The following is a 16573-nucleotide window of genomic DNA, read 5'->3' as shown; positions in this document are numbered from 1 at the left end:
GGGCTACGAGCTTATCGTCGCATTCACTCTTCTCAGTCGATCTCGCACAGCCGCCCGATTACCTCGGCCCAGGACGTCACGACGCGTCGATGAACCGGTCGAGCACCCGGACGCCGAATTTCAGCCCGTCCACCGGCACCCGCTCGTCCACGCCGTGGAACATGCCGGCGAAGTCCAGCTCCGGCGGCAGCTTCAGCGGCGCGAAACCGAAGCCGCGGATGCCGAGGTCGTCGAAGGACTTGGCGTCGGTGCCGCCGGAGAGCATGTAGGGGATCGCCTTGGCGGTCGGGTCCTCGGCGAGCAGCGCGGACTGCATCGCCTCGACCAGCGCGCCGTCGAAGGTGGTCTCGACCGCCTTGTCGGCGTGCACGTCCTCGCGGCGGACGTTCGGCCCGAGGAGCCGGTCGAGGTCGCCGAGGAACTCCTCCTCGTGCCCCGGCAGGAACCGGCCGTCGATGTGCGCGGTGGCCTCGCCGGGGATGACGTTGACCTTGTAGCCGGCGTCGAGCTGGGTGGGGTTGGCGGTGTTGGAGAGGGTCGCGCCGATCAGCTTGGCGATGCCGCCGAGCTTGGCGAGGGTGGCCTCCATGTTCTCCGGGTCCAGCTCGGTGCCGAGGGCGTCGCCGAGCTCGTCCAGGAAGGCCCGGGTGGTCTTGGTGACCCGGACCGGGAACTTGTGCCGGCCGACCCGGGCGACGGCCTCGGACAGCTCGGTGATGGCGTTGTCGCGGTGGATCATCGACCCGTGACCGGCGGTGCCGGCCACGGTCAGCTTCATCCAGTGCATGCCCTTCTCGGCCGTCTGGATCAGGTAGAGCCGCCGCTGCTCGTTCACCGTGAACGAGAAACCGCCCACCTCGCTGATCGCCTCGGTGACGCCCTCGAACAGGCCGGGGTGGTTGTCCACCAGGTGCCGCGCGCCGTACGTGCCGCCCGCCTCCTCGTCGGCGAGGAAGGCCACCACGATGTCGCGCGGGGGCCGGCGTCCGCTCCTGAGCCGGTCGCGCACGACCGCGAGGGTCATGGCGTCCATGTCCTTCATGTCGACGGCCCCGCGCCCCCACACGCACCCGTCGGCGATCTCGCCGGAGAACGGGTCGTGGGTCCAGTCGGCGGCGTTGGCCGGCACGACGTCCAGGTGGCCGTGGATCAGCAGCGCGGGCCGGGACGGGTCCTCCCCCGCGATGCGGGCCACGGTGGAGGCGCGGCCGGGGTGCGACTCGAAGATCTCCGGCTCCAGCCCGACCTCGGCGAGCTTCTCGGCGACGTACTCGGCCGCGGCCCGTTCGCCGGGCCCCGAGTGGTCGCCGTAGTTGCTGGTGTCGAACCGGATCAGCTCGCGGCAGAGGTCCACGACCTCGTCCTCGCCGGTGACGCCCCTGGCCGTGTCCGTCTCGCTCACGCTGATTCCTCCCACTGTCACTGCTGGTGGTCCCGTCCATCCTCCCCCCGGCCCCGCCCCGCGCCCAAGAGCGGGCCCGATCCGTCACACGCCGTTCGCGCCGGGCGGGCCGCGGGGACGGGGTGTGATCGGCCACCCCCGAAAGCCTGGTAGTGTTTCCTTCGTCGCCGCGGGGGAAACCCCGCACGACAGACACCTTGTCCGGGTGGCGGAATGGCAGACGCGCTAGCTTGAGGTGCTAGTGCCCTTTATCGGGCGTGGGGGTTCAAGTCCCCCCTCGGACACCAGTGAGGCCCTCGCTCCGCGGGGGCCTTTCGCATGCCCTGGAAGCGGCCCGGCTGCTCGTCAGCGGGGCGCGGTGGCGTGCAGGGGCCGTGCGGTGAGGGTGCCGTCGTCCCGCTGCTCGACGCGGGTGCCGAGGTCGCGGCCGCACCGGTCGAGCACGGTGCGCAGCCAGGCGGTGTCCTCGGCGGAGGCGTGTTCCAGGCGCATCCGGCGGGCCCGCAGGGGCACCATGCGCAGGCGGGTCAGCCGGCCGGTGCCTTCCTCGACGGTCACCAGGTACAGCAGGCGCAGGTCGTCCCGGTAGCGCTCGTAGCCGCTGATGCCCTCGTAGTCGTCGACGAGGTCGCCGCAGCCGTACAGGACGAGCCGGCCCCGGTACACCTCGGGTACCCGCGGGTGGTGGGACGAGTGGCCGTGGACGACGTCCACTCCGGCGTCGACCAGGTCATGGGCGAAGCGGATCTCGCCGCGGGGGATCCCGTATCCCCAGTTGGGGCCCCAGTGGATCGAGGCGACGACGAGGTCGCCGGGCCGCCGGAGCCGGCCCAGGCAGTCGGCGAAGGCGGCCGCGCCGGCCGGGGTCGGCGCCGGGATCAGCGCCACTCCGGGGCCGTCCGCGGTGGCGGCCCAGCCGTGCGGGATACCGCTGGAGGGCATCCCGAAGGAGAAGACGAGGACGCGTCCGCCCGACCTCAGGGGCACGGCGGCGGGCCGCCAGGCCGCGACCGCGTCGAGGCCCGCTCCGGCCGTGCGCAGGCCGGCCCCGGCCAGGCTGTCGAGGGTCTCCGCCAGACCGGGGGGCCCGAAGTCGAGCACGTGGTTGTTGGCCAGGGCGCAGACGTCGGGGCGGGCCGCGGCGAGGCAGGACAGGTTGGCGGGGTTCATCCGGTAGTGGACGGCCTTGCCGGGCGCGAAGTCGCCGTCCTGGGTGACGGCGGTCTCCAGGTTGATCACGCGTACGTCGGGCGCGGCCCGGTCCAGGCAGGGCAGTGCCTCGCCCCACGGCCAGGCCGGGGCCACCGGGCGGGGTATCGGGCCGTTCGCGGCCTCGGCGAGGGCGACGTAGTCCCGGGCGTCGCGTACGTAGTCCTCCCGCAGGGCGGGGTCGCCGGGGTGCGGCAGGATCTGGTCGACGCCCCGGCCGAGCATGACGTCACCGGCGAGGAAGAGGGTGACGGCGCCCTCGCGCATGGCCCGGGCCTACACGTGGGCCGGGGCCATGTGGTCGGTGAACCAGTCGCGGGCCAGTTCGGTCACCCGCTCCAGCGTGCCGGGCTCCTCGAAGAGGTGGGTGGCGCCGGGCACCACCTCGAGCCGGCTCTCGCAGCGCATCGCGGCCCGCGCCTCCCGGTTGAGTTCGAGCACCTGCCGGTCGGCGCCGCCCACGATGAGCAGGGTGGGCGCGCTCACCTCGGGCAGCCGGGGGCCGGCGAGGTCGGGGCGGCCGCCGCGGGAGACGACGGCGGCGGGGCGCGTGGCCGGTTCGGCGGCGGCCCACAGGGCGGCGGCCGCGCCGGTGCTGGCGCCGAAGTAGCCCACCGCGAGCCCTTCGGCGTCGGGTTCCTCGCGCAGCCACCGGGTGACGTCGCGGAGCCGGCCGGCCAGCAGCGCGATGTCGAAGACGTTGGTCCGGTCGCGCTCCTCGTCCTCGGTGAGCAGGTCGAAGAGGAGGGTGCCGAGTCCGGCCTCGTTCAGTCCGCCGGCGACGAACCGGTTGCGGGGGCTGTGCCGGCCGCTGCCGCTGCCGTGGGCGAAGGCGACCACTCCGGTCGCGCCCGCGGGCAGGGTGAGCCGGCCGCGCAGCCGGACGGCTCCGGCGGCGATCTCCGCCTCCCGGTCCTCGGGGCCGGTGCCGGCGAAGCGTTCGTGGCGGTGGGCCGTCTGCCGCAGCCAGGCGGTGACCTCGTCGTCGGCGACCTGGGTGAAGTCGCCGTAGAACTGGCCGATCGCGTAGAAGTCGGCCGGGGTGGCCAGGCAGACCAGGTCGTCGGCCTCCCCGGTGAGCCGGTGCGGGAAGTCCCAGGGTGCGACGGGGACCGCGAGCACGATCCGGGCGGCGCCCCGGGCCCGGGCGATCCGGCAGGCGACGCGCGCGGTGGAGCCGGTGGCCACGCCGTCGTCGACGATGACGGCGGTCCGCCCGGCGACGCCGGCCGGCCGGCGGTCGCCGCGGTAGCGGGCGGCGCGCTGGGCCAGGACGGCGCGCTCGTGCGCCTCGACCCGGTCCAGCTCGGCCGCGGACACCCCGCTGCCGCGCAGCACCTGCTGGTTGATGACGCGGACGCCGTCCTCGCCGATGGCGCCCATGCCCAGCTCGGGCTGGCTGGGGACGCCCAGCTTGCGGACCAGGCAGACGTCCAGCGGGGCGTCGAGGGCCTCGGCGACCTGCGCGCCGACGGGGACGCCGCCCCGGGGCAGGCCGAGCACCACGACGTCCTGGCCCCTCAGGTACTCGAGGCGCGCGCCGAGGCGCCGTCCCGCCTCGATCCGGTCGGTGAAGAGCACGGTGGGCCCCCTCACTTCATTCCCGGGACAGCCAGAGCGGCGCGGGGGCCTCCCGGTCGTTCGCGCCCATGTCCTTCATGTCGCCCGCGGCCGCGCGCAGCAGCACCCGGCCCATGGCGATCAGCGCGCGTCCGGCGGCGAGTTCGTCGCCGATGTCGGGCACCGCCGTGTCGTAGGGGTTGCGGCGGGCCTCGGCGTGGCTCTCCAGGACGTTGTCTCCGGTGTCCAGGACGATCCGGGCGGTGGTGTCCGGGTCGTGTTCGGACAGGTAGAGGTTCAGCCGCCATTCCTTGACGGACGGAGGACGGCTGCTCAGGGGTCGAGTCATGGTCCGTCTCTCCTCACTGCGCTGCGAGGCCGACGGGGCGCGCCGGCGCGCGTCACCCCTTCCACTGTGCACCGGACGGGCGGGTGCCGCACCGGCGGCGGAGCGGGGCGGCGGCCCGGGCAGAATGAGGTGCATGACCTCACGCGCCTGCCCCTGCGGGCTCCCTCTGTCCTACGACGCCTGCTGCGGCCGTTTCCACTCCGGGCCGGCCACCGCGCCGACCGCCGAGGCGCTGATGCGGTCGCGGTACAGCGCGTTCGTCCGGGGGGACGCGGCCTACCTGCTGCGGACCTGGCATCCGCGGACCCGGCCCGAGCGGCTGGAGCTGGATCCGCGGATGAGGTGGACGGGCCTGGAGATCCTGGAGACCGGGGAGGGTTCGGCGTTCCACCGCGCGGGGACGGTGACCTTCCGCGCCTCCTACCGGGGCGGTTCGCTGCACGAGCGGAGCCGGTTCGAGCGGGTGGACGGGGCGTGGGTGTACGTCGACGGGGACTTCCTCGACTGACCCCGGCCGGTGCGTGCGGTCCGGGCCCGTGCTGGGGGCGTCAGGGCGCGAGGATGTCCAGTTCCTGGAGGGCGCCCTCGGTGATCTCCCGGGTGAGCCGTTCGGCGCGGGCGCGGTCGCCTTCGCGGACCGCCTCGGCGACCTGGACGTGCAGGGTGACGGCCGCCGGGTCGGGGTCCTCGAACATCACCTCGTGATGGGTGCGCCCGGCCAGCACCTCGGCGACGACGTCGCCGAGGCGGGCGAACATCTCGTTGCCGGAGGCGGTGAGGATGACCCGGTGGAAGGCGATGTCGTGGACCAGGTAGTCCTGGAGCCGGTGTCCGCGCGAGTTGGCCACCATCCCGAGGGCGCACTCGGTGAGTTCGGCGCACTGCTCGGGTGTGGCGTGGCCGGCGGCGAGGCCGGCGGCCACCGGTTCGACGGCGGAGCGGAGCACGGTCAGTGAGCGCAGCTGGTGCGGGCGGTCGGCGCCCGCCAGACGCCACCGGATGACCTGCGGGTCGTAGACGTTCCACTCGCACTTGGGGCGGACGGTGACGCCGACCCGGCGGCGGGACTCGACCAGGTGCATTGATTCCAGCACGCGGACGGCCTCGCGCATCACGGAGCGTGAGACCTCGAAGTGCTGTGCCAGCTCGTCGGTGCGCAGCACGCTGCCCGGCGGATACTCACCCGCGGTGATCGCGGGACCGAGGGTGTCCAGTACGCGGCCGTGCAGCCCTCGGCCCGGTGTGCTCATGGACTCAGCGTACGGCCTGGATCACGGAGACAAAAAGTCAGACTTATACGTCACACACTCTTGAATTCGTCGTACCTAATGGGTTTCAGTGTGGCGACGCCGAAGTGGCGTCGGATGTCGAGGAAGACAGCGAGGCAGTCATGCGCACCCCCCAGGTCGTCGTCGTGATGGGCGTCGCCGGGACGGGCAAGACCACGATCGGTCCGTTGCTCGCCGCCCGGCTGGGTGTCCCCTACGCCGAGGGCGACGACTTCCACCCGCGGGCCAACATCGAGAAGATGACGGCCGGCGTTCCGCTCGAGGATGCCGACCGGTGGCCGTGGCTGGAGGCCATCGGGCACTGGGCGCACGGGCGGGCCGGACTCGGCGGTGTGGTCAGCAGCTCGGCCCTGAAGCGGTCGTACCGCGACCGGCTCAGGTCCGTCGCTCCGGGGGTGGTGTTCCTCCACCTCACGGGCGACCGCGAGCTGATCGAGGACCGGATGTCGCACCGGCAGGGTCACTTCATGCCGACGGCGCTGCTGGACTCCCAGTTCGTCACGCTGCAGCCGCTCGAGCCGGACGAGGCCGGAGCGGCCGTGGACGTCGGCGGCAGCCCCGAGGAGATCACCGCACGCGCCGTGCGGGCCCTCGACGCGCTTTCCGAGACCTCCGAGTAACACCTCACCCCCGTCCCCCGTACCTGCAAGGGAACCCCCGTGACCAGACTCAGCGTCGAGATGCTGGCAGCGGACGCACCTCCGCCGATCACCTCCGCCGGCCATGCCCAGCTCGGCATCGCCGTCCTGGTGGGCATCGCCGTCATCGTGCTGCTCATCACCAAGTTCAAGCTCCATGCCTTCCTGTCGCTGACCATCGGGTCACTGGTGCTCGGCGCGGTCGCCGGCGCCCCGCTGGACAAGGCCATCGTCAGTTTCACCACCGGGCTCGGCAGCACCGTGGCCGGCGTGGGCGTCCTGATCGCGCTCGGGGCGATCCTGGGCAAGCTCCTCGCCGACTCCGGCGGCGCCGACCAGCTCGTCGACACGATCCTCGCCAAGGCGGGCGGCCGGTCGATGCCGTGGGCGATGGTGCTGATCGCGTCCGTGATCGGTCTGCCGCTGTTCTTCGAGGTCGGCATCGTCCTGCTGATCCCCGTCGTGCTGATGGTCGCCAAGCGCGGCAACTACTCCCTGATGCGCATCGGCATCCCGGCGCTCGCCGGTCTGTCCGTGATGCACGGCCTGATCCCGCCGCACCCCGGCCCGCTCGTCGCGATCGACGCGGTCAAGGCCAACCTGGGCGTCACGCTGGCGCTCGGCATCCTGGTCGCCATCCCCACGGTGATCATCGCCGGTCCGGTCTTCTCGCGGTTCGCCGCCCGCTGGGTGGACGTCCCCGCTCCCGAGCGGATGATCCCGCAGCGCCCGTCCGAGGAGCTGGAGCGCCGTCCGGGCTTCGGCCCGACGCTGGCCACCGTGCTGCTCCCTGTGGTGCTGATGCTGGCCAAGGCGCTGGTGGACATCGTGGTGGACGACACCGCGAACATGACGCAGCGCGTCTTCGACGTCGTCGGCTCCCCGCTGATCGCGCTGCTCGCCGCCGTCATCGTCGGCTTCTTCACGCTGGGCCGGCCCGCCGGGTTCAGCAAGGGCCGGCTGCAGCAGACGGTGGAGAAGGGCCTGATGCCGATCGCCGGCATCCTGCTGATCGTGGGCGCGGGCGGCGGCTTCAAGCAGACGCTGATCGACTGCGGCGTGGGCCAGATGATCCTGGACATCTCCAAGGACTGGTCGATCCCGGCGCTGCTGCTGGCCTGGCTGATCGCGGTCGCGATCCGGCTGGCCACCGGCTCGGCGACGGTGGCGACGGTCTCGGCGGCCGGTCTGGTCGCGCCCCTCGCAGCCGACATGTCGACCACCCACGCCGCTCTGCTGGTCCTCGCCATCGGCGCCGGCTCGCTCTTCTTCAGCCATGTCAACGACGCCGGTTTCTGGCTGGTGAAGGAGTACTTCGGGCTGAGCGTCGGCCAGACGGTGAAGACCTGGTCGGTGATGGAGACGATCATCTCGGTGGTCGCGGGCGGGCTGGTCCTGCTGCTGTCACTCGTCATATAGACGCGCGGCGACCGAAGGCGCCCCGCGCGGGCGCCGAGAACGCCGCTCACCCCCTCCCCGTGCGCCGAGGAGGGGGTGAGTCGTGTCTCAGGGGCGCCACAGCGGGTGCTCCCGCTCGGCCCAGCGCCTGCTCACCGTGCCGGTCCGCAGCCCGCGCCGCGCCTCCGGATCGCCGAGCGCCATGCCGATGTGCCCAGCCAGCACCACGCCGATCGTCAGGGCGAGCCAGTCGTGCACGAATGTCGCCGAGGTCCGCCAGACCAGCGGGGTGAAGTGGGTGAACCACATCATCAGGCCGGTGCCGAGCATGACCAGCGTGGCCCCGGCGATCCAGGCCGCGTAGACCTTCTGGCCGGCGTTGAACTTGCCCGCCGGCCGGGAGGAGCGGCGCTTGTCCCGGCTCAGCGCGGCCCACAGCCAGACGCGGTCGTGCGGGCCGAAGCGGTTGAGGAAGCGCAGGTCGGCGCGGAACGCGCGGGAGGCGAGGCCCAGCAGCACGGGGACGGGCAGGGCGAGCCCGGCGCACTCGTGGATCCGGACGACCAGTTCGCGGCGGCCGACGAGCACGGCGAGCTGCGGGATGTAGAGGCAGGCCGCGGTGAGCACGCACACGCCCATCAGCGCGGCGGTGCCGCGGTGCACCCAGCGCTGGGCCGGGCCGAAGCGGCGGACGCGGGAGTCCGGCGGCGCGGGGGTGTCAGCTCGTAGGCTCATCGGTCCGTCCGTTCGACCGGCCGACCCAGGCGTCGACGTCGTAGCCGAGCCGCTCCCAGTAACCGGGCTGGACGCGGTCGGTCACGGTGATGCCGGAGAGCCACTTCGCGGACTTGTAGAAGTACATGGGCGCGACGTAGAGGCGGACGGGGCCGCCGTGGTCGTGGCCGATGTCCTTGTCCTGCATGCGCAGCGCGACCAGGACGTCCCGGCGGCGGGCCTGCTCCAGGGTGAGGCTCTCGGCGTAGGTGCCGTCGAAGCAGGTGAAGCGGACCGCCCGGCCGGCGGCCCGGACTCCGGCCGCGTCCAGCAGCCGGGAGAGGGGGACGCCTTCGAAGGGGGTGCCCGGGACCCGCCAGCCGGTGACGCACTGGACGTCCCTGACCAGCCGGGTCTGCGGCAGCGCGCGCAGGTCGGCGAGGGTGTAGGTGCGCGGGTGGTCGACCAGGCCGTCGACGGTGAGCCGGTAGTCGGCGGGGCTCTTGTGCGGGACGGACGCGGCCACCGAGTAGTAGCGGAAGCCGCCGCCGTTGGGCAGCAGGCCGGTCAGGCCGGTCGGGTCGCTGCCGGAGAGGCCGCCGAGGACGCCCTCCAGGCCGCGCTGCACCACCGGTGCGGTGGCGACGCCCAGCGCTCCGAGCGCGAGGGTGCCGAGGAAGACGCGGCGGCCGACGGGCCGGCCCTGGGCGCCGGGGTCCTCGGGCTGTTCGGGGTTCACGTGTTCATTCGAGCACCTGCGGCCGGGGCGGGGCCAGCCCGTGCGGGCCCCGGTCAGAGTTCCGTAATGACTTCCCGTCCCTGTGCGGGAGCGCTCCCGCCGCGCGGGCGCGGGTCCCCGCCCAGCACGCGGGCGCGGGCCGCGCGGAAGGCCGGCCCCGGCTCGCGGTGCGGGTACGACCAGGGGACGGCGGTGGCGTGCCGGCCGATGCGGCGGAACAGGGCCGCCGCCTCGGCCGGGCGGCCGGCGCAGGACATCGCGAAGGCCAGGTGGTTGAGGTCGGTGTGGCGGCGGGGGTGCTCGTCGTGCTCCCACTCCAGCCACCACTCGAAGGCCGCCCGCAGCACACCGCGGGCCCGGGGGCCCGACCAGTGCCCGCTGCCGGACGGGTCGGCGGGGGCCAGGCCGGTGGCGGCCAGGACGCGGTAGCGCTCGGCGTACGCCACGACCGGGAGGACGGCCAGCGGGGAGTCGGCGGGAGCCTCGGCGGCGGCCCGCTCGGCGAGGTCGTACACCTCGTGGGACTCGGCCCGGCCGCCCTGAGGCCGCTCGGCGAGCCGGGCGACCAGCAGATGGTGGGCGTGGTGGTGTTCGGGGTGGCGTTCGCGCAGTTCGGCGAAGGCGCGCAGCAGTTCGCGCTCGGGGCCGAGGACGCGCGCGAGCTGGACCAGGCCGAGCCAGGGCGTGGGGTCGGCGGGGGCCAGGGCGGCGGCGGCGCGGCAGGCGGCGCGGGCCCGGTCGGGGCTCTCCTTGCCGCGTAAGGACCGCCGGACCAGCGCCAGGGCGTACAGGGCGGCGGCGTCGGGCGAGTCCGGCTCGGCGAGCAGCCAGTCCTGGGCCCAGGCGGCGGCGTACGGCGCGCCGGCGAGCACGGTGAGGCGATGGCCGCGGCGGTCCCAGTCGTCGCCGGTGCGCAGCAGCAGGGCGCGGGTCGCCTGCCGCCGGCCCTGGGCCAGCGCGGCGCGGGCGGCGAGGAGTCCGGCGTCGTCCAGGGCCTCGTCGAAGAGGCCCTGGTCCTCCGGGGCGGTGCCGCCCGGCTGGTCCGGGTGGGCACGGCGGGCGCCGAGCAGGGACGGGGTTGGGGGCACCGCGGGACTTCCTGTTTCTCGGGCTGCCATCGACCGATCACGCACAGCAAACCCCCAGCCTTGGTTTGCGTCAAGCGGAACCGGAGTGTTGCCCTCTTCAACCAGGTTGTGACGGCGGGCACTTGGGGCACGGACCCGCTGGTCGCCACCGGATCCGGGGGACGTGCGGACGGGACGGTGTGGCGTACGCCATGGCACGGCGTCGAGGGGACGCTACAGTCGGCCACCAGGGCCTGTCCGGCCGGATGATCGAGGTACGCAGCGTGTCCGTTCTGGTTCTCCTGCTCGCCGTGAGCGCCGCCGCCTGTGTGGGCTTCGGTTTCGTCCTCCAGCAGAGCGTCGCGCAGCAGGCACCGCTCAGCGACTTCCTGTCGTTCCGGCTGCTGCTGGACCTGATGCGGGTGCGGCGCTGGCTGGGCGGCATCGCCCTGATGGTGGCCGGCATGGTGCTCGGCGCCGTCGCCCTCGGCAAGGGCGAGATCTCGCTGGTCGAACCGCTGCTCGCGACGAACCTCCTGTTCGCGCTCGCCCTGTCGCGGCTGAGGAGCGGCAGGTCGCTCGGCCGTCAGGGCTGGGCCGGGCTCGGGCTGCTCGCGGGCGGCGTGAGCGCGTTCATCGTGGCGGGCGAGCCGCGCGCCGGCAGCGCCGTCACCGACCCGGTGCGGCACTGGCTGATCATCGGCACGATGCTCGGCGCGGCCCTGCTGCTCACCACCTGCGCCAAGCGGTCCCGGCTGGACGGGGGCCCGGGGCTGCTGGCCACCGCCGCCGGGCTGCTCTACGGCGTGCAGGACGCGCTGACCCGGATCTGCGGCACCCGCTTCGCGGCCGGCGGCTTCCCGGAGCTGCTCACCGGCTGGCAGCCGTACGGGGTGCTGGCGCTGGGCGTCACCGGGCTGGTGCTGGTGCAGAGCGCGTTCGAGACGGCCGAGCTGCGGATGTCCCTGCCGGCGCTCACCGCGGCCCAGCCGCTGGCCGGGATCCTGTGCGGGGTGGGCTTCCTCGGCGACCGGCTGCGCACCGACACCGGCGCGCTGGCCTGGGAGGCGGCGGGGCTCGCGGCGATCGTCGCGGGCATCGTGCTGCTCGGGCTGCACCCGGCGATGCCGTCCGGCGCCGCGGCGTCCGAGCGGGCCCGGGACCTCCAGGCCCGCTGAGCCCGCGTGCCGGGCCTGCTTGGATACGGGCATGAATCCTGCTGACGAGATCCTCGACATCGTCGACGAGAACGACCAGGTGGTCGCGCGGGTCCCGCGCGGCGAGGCGTACGCCAGGGGCCTGCGCCACCGGTGCGTCTTCGTCCAGGCCCGGGACGCGGCCGGGCGCCTGTTCGTGCACCGCCGCACCCCCACCAAGCTGGTTTTCCCCTCCCTGTACGACATGTTCGTCGGCGGTGTGGTGGGCGCGGGCGAGTCCTACGACGCGGCGGCGCTGCGCGAGGCCGAGGAGGAACTGGGCGTGTCGGGGCTGCCCCGGCCGGAGTTCCTCTTCAGGTTCCTCTACGACGACGGGGCCGGGAAGAGCTGGTGGTCGGCGGTGTACGAGGTGCAGTGCGAGCTTCCGGTGCGGCCCCAGGCCGAGGAGGTGCAGTGGCACGACTTCCTGTCCGAGGAGGAGGTGCAGCGGCGGCTCGGCGAGTGGGAGTGGGTGCCGGACGGCTTGGCGGCCTACGAGCGGCTGCGGGCGTTCCGGTCGGCCGGGTGACGCGCCGGTAGGGTCCTTGGCGTGAGTGAGTTCGTACGCAACGTCCGGCTCTGGTTCGCCCCGGAGCGGGTGCGCGAAGAGGGCGGCACGCCCGACTACCGGTTCTCGCTGGCCAACGAGCGCACGTTCCTGGCCTGGCTGCGGACCGCGCTCGCGCTGATCGGCGGCGGATTCGCGGTGGACCAGTTCCTGCCGGACCTGCGCTGGGCGTGGCGGGTGGGCCTCGCGCTCGCGCTGCTCGGCGCGGGGGTGCTGTGCTCGCTGCGCGCGGTGAACCACTTCGTGCGCTGCGAACGGGCGATGCGGCGGGGCGAGGACCTGCCGGCCTCCCGGTTCCCGGCGGTGCTGAGCCTGGTCGTGGCGGTGGTGGCGGTCGCGATGGTCGTGGTGGTGCTGGCCGGGTGGGCGGGGTGAGCACGGCCGGCCGGGATCCGGGACTCCAGCCGGAGCGGACCCGGCTGGCCTGGCGGCGTACGACGCTGTCGGCCGCCGTGGCCGCCGTGCTCGCGGTGCGGGCCGCGCTGCACGGCGGGGCGTCGGCCGCCGCGGTCGTCGGATGCGCGCTGTGCTGCGTGCTCTGGCTGGGCTTCCTGTGGGTGGCCCACCACCGCATCCGCGCCCTGGCGGCCGGGGCCCGGCCGCCCGCGCTCGCGCCGCGGTACGCGACGGCGGCCGCGCTGTGCGCGGTGGCGATGGCCGTGTGCGCGGTCGCGCTGCTGGTCTGAGCGGGCGCCCCGGCTCGCACCGGGGAACGCCGCTGCGGGGACCAGGAGACGCCCTCGGCGCCCCGGCCCGGGGCTAGGAGGCGCCCTCGGTGTCCCGGCCCGGGTCCAGACAGCGCCCTCGGTGTCCCGGCCCGGGTCCAGGAACACGCCCGCGGCGCCCCGGCCTGAGTCCAGGAACACGCCCGCGGCGCCCCGGCCCGGGTCCAGACAGCGCCCTCGGCGCCCCGGCCCGGGTCCAGGACACGCCCGCGGCGCCCCGGCCCGGGTCCAGGACACGCCCGCGGCGCCCCGGCCGGGGGCTAGGAGGCGCTCTCGGTGTCCTGGCCGACCGTCACCACGATCTTGCCGCGGGTGCGTCCCTCCTGGTTCAGCCGGTGGGCGTCGGCCGCCCGCTCCAGCGGGAAGACCTCCTGGACGTGTACGGACAGCACCCCCTGCTCGGCCAGTTCGGACAGCTTGCGCAGGTCCTCGGCGTCGGGACGGACGAAGTAGTAGCGGCCGCCGAAGCCGGCCACCTCCGGGTCGGCGATCGACACCAGCCGGCCCTCCGGGGCGAGCAGGTTGGCCGAGACCTTCAGGGTGTCGCCGCCGATGGTGTCGAAGACGGCGTCCACGCCCTCGGGGGCGAGTCCGCGTACCCGCTCCGCCAGCCCCTCGCCGTAGGTCACCGGCTCGCCGCCGAGCTCGCGGACGTAGTCGTGGTTGCGCTCGCCGGCCGTGCCGATCACCCGGGCGCCGAGGTGGGCGGCGACCTGGACGGCCAGGGAGCCGACCCCGCCGGCCGCCGCGTGCACCAGCACGGTCTCGCCGCGCTTGACCTCCAGCGCCTTGACCAGGACCTGGTAGGCCGTCAGCCCGGCCAGCGGCAGTCCGGCCGCCTGCTCGAAGGAGAGGTTGCGCGGCTTGCGTGCCAGGGTGCGCACGGGCGCGGCGACGTACTCGGCGAAGGTGCCCCGGGACAGGAAGTCCTCGCGGACGTAGCCGATGACCTCGTCGCCGACGGAGAACTCCGGCGCCGAGGCGCCGGGCCGCACCACCACTCCGCTGACGTCCCAGCCCGGGATCACCGGGAAGACGGCGTCCAGGATCTGGTCCAGATAGCCCTCGCGGCACTTCCAGTCGACCGGGTTGACGGCGGCCGCGCGGACCTTGACCAGCACCGAGTCGGGGCCGACCTTGGGGTCGTCCGCCTCGCCGTACTCCAGCACCTCGGGCCCGCCGTAGCGGCTGTAACTGATGGCCTTCATGCCCACGACCCTCCGGGGTCCTCGTGCGCCACACGACCGTCGTGCCGGATGCGCACCGTTCGCGTGACTGCGTCTGCGTCGCTCCCACCGGTACCCCGAAGGCGGCCGTCATGACCAGCCGCCGCGCGCGCGGCACGCCGATTATGGTGGCTCCGGTCACGTTCGGGGCCCGGTTCGGCACGCACACTGGACGGCATACCGACCGGTCGGCATCATGAGACGCGTTGCTGTTCGCCCGTTCGTAGGAGTGATGTATGAGCGCCGACCACCCGCCCGGACTCGATCTCGACCGGCTGCGCGCGCTGCTCGACCGTGAGCGGCCCGGCCTGGTGACCGGGCCGCTCACGGGCCGGCTGATCGAGGGCGGACGGTCGAACCTCACCTACGCGCTCTCGGACGGCGCCTCGCGCTGGGTCGTCCGGCGGCCGCCGCTCGGGCACGTGCTGGCCACGGCGCACGACATGAAGCGCGAGCACCGGGTGATCAGCGCCCTACACCCGACGGACGTGCCGGTCCCCCGGCCCGTGCTGCTGTGCGAGGACGACGAGGTGCTCGGGGCGCCGTTCTACGTCATGGAGTTCGTCGAGGGGACGCCCTACCGCACCGCCCAGCAGCTCGCCCCGCTGGGCGAGGCGCGCACCCGGGACGCCGTGCTCTCGCTCGTCGACACGCTGGTCGGGCTGCACGCCGTGGACCCGGCGGCCGTCGGCCTCGAGGACTTCGGGCGCCCGGAGGGTTTTCTGGACCGCCAGCTCCGCCGCTGGGGCAAGCAGCTCGACGCCTCCCGCAACCGTGAGCTGGCCGGCGTCGACGAGCTGCACGCCGCCCTCGGCCGCGCGCTGCCCGCCTCGCCCGCCCCGGCCGTCGTCCACGGCGACTACCGGCTGGACAACGTGCTGATCGGCTCCGACGACACCATCCGGGCGATCCTCGACTGGGAGATGTCGACGCTCGGCGACCCGCTCACCGACCTCGGACTGCTGGTGATGTACAGCACGCCGCTGGGCCTGCCGAAGTCGCCGGTGTCCACGACCGCCGAGGCGCCCGGGCACCCCTCGCCCGCCGAGCTGATCGAGCGGTACGCGGCGCGCTCGGGGCGCGACGTCTCCGCCGTCTCCTGGTACACGGCGTTCGCCTGGTTCAAGCTCGCCGTGATCCTGGAGGGCATCCACTACCGGTACACGCTCGGCCAGACGGTGGGCGGCGGCTTCGACCGGATCGGCGAGCTGGTGCCCGTCTTCATCGACCACGGACTGACCACTCTGCAGGAAGGCTGACCGGACATGGACTTCGCGTTCGACGCGCGCACCGAGGAGCTGCGCGCCAGGCTCCTCGCCTTCATGGACGAGTACGTGTACCCGGCCGAGCCGGTCGCCGAGGAGCAGCGGGCCGCGCTGGCCTCGCCGTGGGACACCCCGGCCGTGGTGGAGGAGCTGAAGGCCGAGGCGCGCAGGCAGGGCCTGTGGAACCTCTTCCTGCCCGACGCCGAACACGGCGCCGGCCTGACCAACCTGCAGTACGCGCCGCTCGCCGAGATCACCGGCCGCTCCCCGCACCTGGCGCCGACCGCGACGAACTGCGCCGCGCCCGACACCGGCAACATGGAGGTGCTGGCGCAGTTCGGCGACGAGCGGCAGAAGAAGCAGTGGCTGGAGCCGCTGCTGGCGGGCGAGATCCGCTCGGCGTTCGCGATGACCGAGCCGGAGGTGGCCTCCTCCGACGCCACCAACATCACCACGCACATCGAGCGCGACGGCGACGAGTACGTCGTCACGGGCCGCAAGTGGTACATCTCCGGGGCGATGAACCCGGACTGCAAGATCTTCATCGTCATGGGCAAGACCGACCCGGACGGCGCCGACATCCGCCGGCAGCAGTCCATGGTGCTGGTCCCGCGCGACACCCCCGGGGTGACCGTCAGGCGCGCGATGCAGGTCTTCGGCTACGAGGACCACTCGCACGGCGGCCACGCCGAGGTGGTCTTCGACCACGCGCGCGTGCCGGTCACCAGCCTGATCGGCGAGGAGGGCGGCGGCTTCGCCATCGCCCAGGCCCGGCTCGGCCCCGGCCGGATCCACCACTGCATGCGGCTGATCGGCATGGCCGAGCGGGCGATCGAGCTGATGTGCCGGCGTGCGGTGTCGCGGACCGCCTTCGGTAAGGCGCTGGCCCAGCAGGGCGTGGTGCAGAACTGGATCGCGGACGCGCGGGTCACCGTCGAGCAGCTGCGGCTGCTGGTGCTGAAGACGGCCTGGCTGATGGACACGGTAGGCAACCGGGGCGCGCACACGGAGATCCAGGCCATCAAGATCGCGACCCCGCGCGCGGTGGTCGGCATCCTGGACCGCGCGATCCAGCTCCACGGCGCCGGCGGCGTGAGCCAGGACTTCCCGCTGGCCGAGCTGTACGCGAGCGCCCGCACGCTGATGCTCGCCGACGGTCCGGACGAGGTGCACCAGCGGTCGCTGGCCCGGCGCGAGCTGAAGAAGTACCTGTAGCGGAGAGCTGACG

General features: G+C 73.7%; 18 protein-coding genes and 1 tRNA gene. 10 read left to right on the top strand and 9 right to left on the bottom strand.

What is annotated here, in order from left to right:
* Window positions 1–76: 76 nt before the first annotated feature.
* Window positions 77–1402, bottom strand: coding sequence for a M20/M25/M40 family metallo-hydrolase (locus tag ACFYU0_RS26835; RefSeq protein WP_351671164.1), 1326 nt, complete (start codon window positions 1400–1402; stop codon window positions 77–79).
* 199 nt (window positions 1403–1601) lie between these two features.
* On the opposite strand from ACFYU0_RS26835, the gene ACFYU0_RS26830 reads away from it, so the two are divergent.
* Window positions 1602–1689, top strand: a tRNA-Leu gene (locus tag ACFYU0_RS26830).
* A 58-nt stretch (window positions 1690–1747) separates the two neighbouring features.
* Here the strand turns inward: ACFYU0_RS26830 and ACFYU0_RS26825 are convergent.
* The 3 genes from ACFYU0_RS26825 to ACFYU0_RS26815 are packed head-to-tail and all read right to left on the bottom strand — an operon-like array spanning window position 1748 to window position 4520.
* Window positions 1748–2878 carry a CapA family protein gene (locus ACFYU0_RS26825; RefSeq protein WP_351671161.1) on the bottom strand — a complete coding sequence of 377 codons (1131 nt, stop codon included), beginning with the start codon at window positions 2876–2878 and terminating at the stop codon, window positions 1748–1750.
* A 9-nt stretch (window positions 2879–2887) separates the two neighbouring features.
* Window positions 2888–4192 carry a phosphoribosyltransferase family protein gene (locus tag ACFYU0_RS26820; RefSeq protein ID WP_351671158.1) on the bottom strand — a complete coding sequence of 435 codons (1305 nt, stop codon included), beginning with the start codon at window positions 4190–4192 and terminating at the stop codon, window positions 2888–2890.
* Between the two features lie 16 nt (window positions 4193–4208).
* Window positions 4209–4520, bottom strand: a complete 312-nt coding sequence (locus ACFYU0_RS26815; RefSeq protein WP_351671155.1) for a dsRBD fold-containing protein — start codon at window positions 4518–4520, stop codon at window positions 4209–4211.
* A gap of 133 nt (window positions 4521–4653) precedes the next feature.
* Here ACFYU0_RS26815 and ACFYU0_RS26810 point away from each other — a divergent pair, with 133 nt between their 5' ends.
* Entirely contained in the window at window positions 4654–5028 is a 375-nt protein-coding gene (locus ACFYU0_RS26810; RefSeq protein WP_351671152.1) for a YchJ family protein, read from the top strand.
* Window positions 5029–5068: 40 nt separating this feature from the next.
* Here the strand turns inward: ACFYU0_RS26810 and ACFYU0_RS26805 are convergent, their stop codons facing one another.
* On the bottom strand, window positions 5069–5770 hold the full coding sequence (locus ACFYU0_RS26805) for a FadR/GntR family transcriptional regulator (protein ID WP_351671149.1): 702 nt from the start codon (window positions 5768–5770) through the stop codon (window positions 5069–5071).
* Between the two features lie 140 nt (window positions 5771–5910).
* Here ACFYU0_RS26805 and ACFYU0_RS26800 point away from each other — a divergent pair, with 140 nt between their 5' ends.
* Entirely contained in the window at window positions 5911–6429 is a 519-nt protein-coding gene (locus ACFYU0_RS26800) for a gluconokinase (protein ID WP_389304662.1), read from the top strand.
* Window positions 6430–6468: 39 nt separating this feature from the next.
* A complete protein-coding gene (locus tag ACFYU0_RS26795) occupies window positions 6469–7866 on the top strand; it encodes a gluconate:H+ symporter (RefSeq protein ID WP_351671144.1) in 1398 nt (465 codons plus the stop codon).
* 87 nt (window positions 7867–7953) lie between these two features.
* Here the strand turns inward: ACFYU0_RS26795 and ACFYU0_RS26790 are convergent, their stop codons facing one another.
* From ACFYU0_RS26790 to ACFYU0_RS26780, 3 genes are read right to left on the bottom strand one after another with little or no spacing between them, the layout of a single operon-like run.
* Entirely contained in the window at window positions 7954–8580 is a 627-nt protein-coding gene (locus tag ACFYU0_RS26790) for a cytochrome b/b6 domain-containing protein (protein WP_351671142.1), read from the bottom strand.
* Window positions 8564–9298, bottom strand: a complete 735-nt coding sequence (locus tag ACFYU0_RS26785; RefSeq protein ID WP_389304660.1) for a molybdopterin-dependent oxidoreductase — start codon at window positions 9296–9298, stop codon at window positions 8564–8566. Before ACFYU0_RS26785 ends, ACFYU0_RS26790 begins: the two co-directional genes overlap by 17 nt.
* A 53-nt stretch (window positions 9299–9351) precedes the next feature.
* The gene (locus tag ACFYU0_RS26780) at window positions 9352–10386 is read right to left on the bottom strand and encodes a hypothetical protein (protein ID WP_389304658.1); all 1035 of its coding nucleotides are present in this window, start codon (window positions 10384–10386) and stop codon (window positions 9352–9354) included.
* A 245-nt stretch (window positions 10387–10631) separates the two neighbouring features.
* Here ACFYU0_RS26780 and ACFYU0_RS26775 point away from each other — a divergent pair, with 245 nt between their 5' ends.
* From ACFYU0_RS26775 to ACFYU0_RS26760, 4 genes are read left to right on the top strand one after another with little or no spacing between them, the layout of a single operon-like run.
* Window positions 10632–11543, top strand: a complete 912-nt coding sequence (locus ACFYU0_RS26775; protein WP_389304656.1) for a DMT family transporter — start codon at window positions 10632–10634, stop codon at window positions 11541–11543.
* A 31-nt stretch (window positions 11544–11574) separates the two neighbouring features.
* On the top strand, window positions 11575–12090 hold the full coding sequence (locus ACFYU0_RS26770) for an NUDIX domain-containing protein (protein ID WP_351671136.1): 516 nt from the start codon (window positions 11575–11577) through the stop codon (window positions 12088–12090).
* A 21-nt stretch (window positions 12091–12111) separates the two neighbouring features.
* Entirely contained in the window at window positions 12112–12504 is a 393-nt protein-coding gene (locus ACFYU0_RS26765) for a DUF202 domain-containing protein (protein ID WP_351671134.1), read from the top strand.
* Window positions 12492–12815 carry a DUF202 domain-containing protein gene (locus ACFYU0_RS26760; RefSeq protein ID WP_389304654.1) on the top strand — a complete coding sequence of 108 codons (324 nt, stop codon included), beginning with the start codon at window positions 12492–12494 and terminating at the stop codon, window positions 12813–12815. The genes ACFYU0_RS26765 and ACFYU0_RS26760 overlap by 13 nt, the downstream gene beginning before the upstream one ends.
* A 299-nt stretch (window positions 12816–13114) precedes the next feature.
* Here ACFYU0_RS26760 and ACFYU0_RS26755 read toward each other — a convergent pair whose 3' ends face one another.
* Window positions 13115–14062, bottom strand: a complete 948-nt coding sequence (locus tag ACFYU0_RS26755) for an NADP-dependent oxidoreductase (RefSeq protein ID WP_389304652.1) — start codon at window positions 14060–14062, stop codon at window positions 13115–13117.
* Window positions 14063–14316: 254 nt separating this feature from the next.
* On the opposite strand from ACFYU0_RS26755, the gene ACFYU0_RS26750 reads away from it, so the two are divergent.
* Window positions 14317–15339 (top strand): phosphotransferase family protein, encoded by a 1023-nt coding sequence (locus ACFYU0_RS26750; protein ID WP_389304650.1) that lies wholly within the window; start codon window positions 14317–14319, stop codon window positions 15337–15339.
* A 6-nt stretch (window positions 15340–15345) separates the two neighbouring features.
* The gene (locus ACFYU0_RS26745) at window positions 15346–16560 is read left to right on the top strand and encodes an acyl-CoA dehydrogenase family protein (protein ID WP_351671126.1); all 1215 of its coding nucleotides are present in this window, start codon (window positions 15346–15348) and stop codon (window positions 16558–16560) included.
* The last annotated feature ends 13 nt before the right edge of the window (window positions 16561–16573 follow it).

The sequence above is a fragment of the Streptomyces sp. NPDC003720 genome (genome assembly GCF_042875075.1).
Lineage (GTDB): Bacteria > Actinomycetota > Actinomycetes > Streptomycetales > Streptomycetaceae > Streptomyces.
The sequence above is the reverse complement of the archived record's forward strand: the minus strand, read 5'-3'. Positions and strand labels throughout refer to the sequence as shown.

What these genes read in the sequence shown, in the direction of transcription:
- ACFYU0_RS26755 (WP_389304652.1), bottom strand. Translation starts at nt 14,062, where the DNA reads ATGAAGGCCATCAGTTACAGCCGCTACGGCGGGCCCGAGGTGCTGGAG.
- ACFYU0_RS26770 (WP_351671136.1), top strand. Translation starts at nt 11,575, where the DNA reads ATGAATCCTGCTGACGAGATCCTCGACATCGTCGACGAGAACGACCAG.
- ACFYU0_RS26825 (WP_351671161.1), bottom strand. Translation starts at nt 2,878, where the DNA reads ATGCGCGAGGGCGCCGTCACCCTCTTCCTCGCCGGTGACGTCATGCTC.
- ACFYU0_RS26810 (WP_351671152.1), top strand. Translation starts at nt 4,654, where the DNA reads ATGACCTCACGCGCCTGCCCCTGCGGGCTCCCTCTGTCCTACGACGCC.
- ACFYU0_RS26815 (WP_351671155.1), bottom strand. Translation starts at nt 4,520, where the DNA reads ATGACTCGACCCCTGAGCAGCCGTCCTCCGTCCGTCAAGGAATGGCGG.
- ACFYU0_RS26775 (WP_389304656.1), top strand. Translation starts at nt 10,632, where the DNA reads ATGATCGAGGTACGCAGCGTGTCCGTTCTGGTTCTCCTGCTCGCCGTG.
- ACFYU0_RS26800 (WP_389304662.1), top strand. Translation starts at nt 5,911, where the DNA reads ATGCGCACCCCCCAGGTCGTCGTCGTGATGGGCGTCGCCGGGACGGGC.
- ACFYU0_RS26750 (WP_389304650.1), top strand. Translation starts at nt 14,317, where the DNA reads ATGAGCGCCGACCACCCGCCCGGACTCGATCTCGACCGGCTGCGCGCG.
- ACFYU0_RS26805 (WP_351671149.1), bottom strand. Translation starts at nt 5,770, where the DNA reads ATGAGCACACCGGGCCGAGGGCTGCACGGCCGCGTACTGGACACCCTC.
- ACFYU0_RS26790 (WP_351671142.1), bottom strand. Translation starts at nt 8,580, where the DNA reads ATGAGCCTACGAGCTGACACCCCCGCGCCGCCGGACTCCCGCGTCCGC.
- ACFYU0_RS26745 (WP_351671126.1), top strand. Translation starts at nt 15,346, where the DNA reads ATGGACTTCGCGTTCGACGCGCGCACCGAGGAGCTGCGCGCCAGGCTC.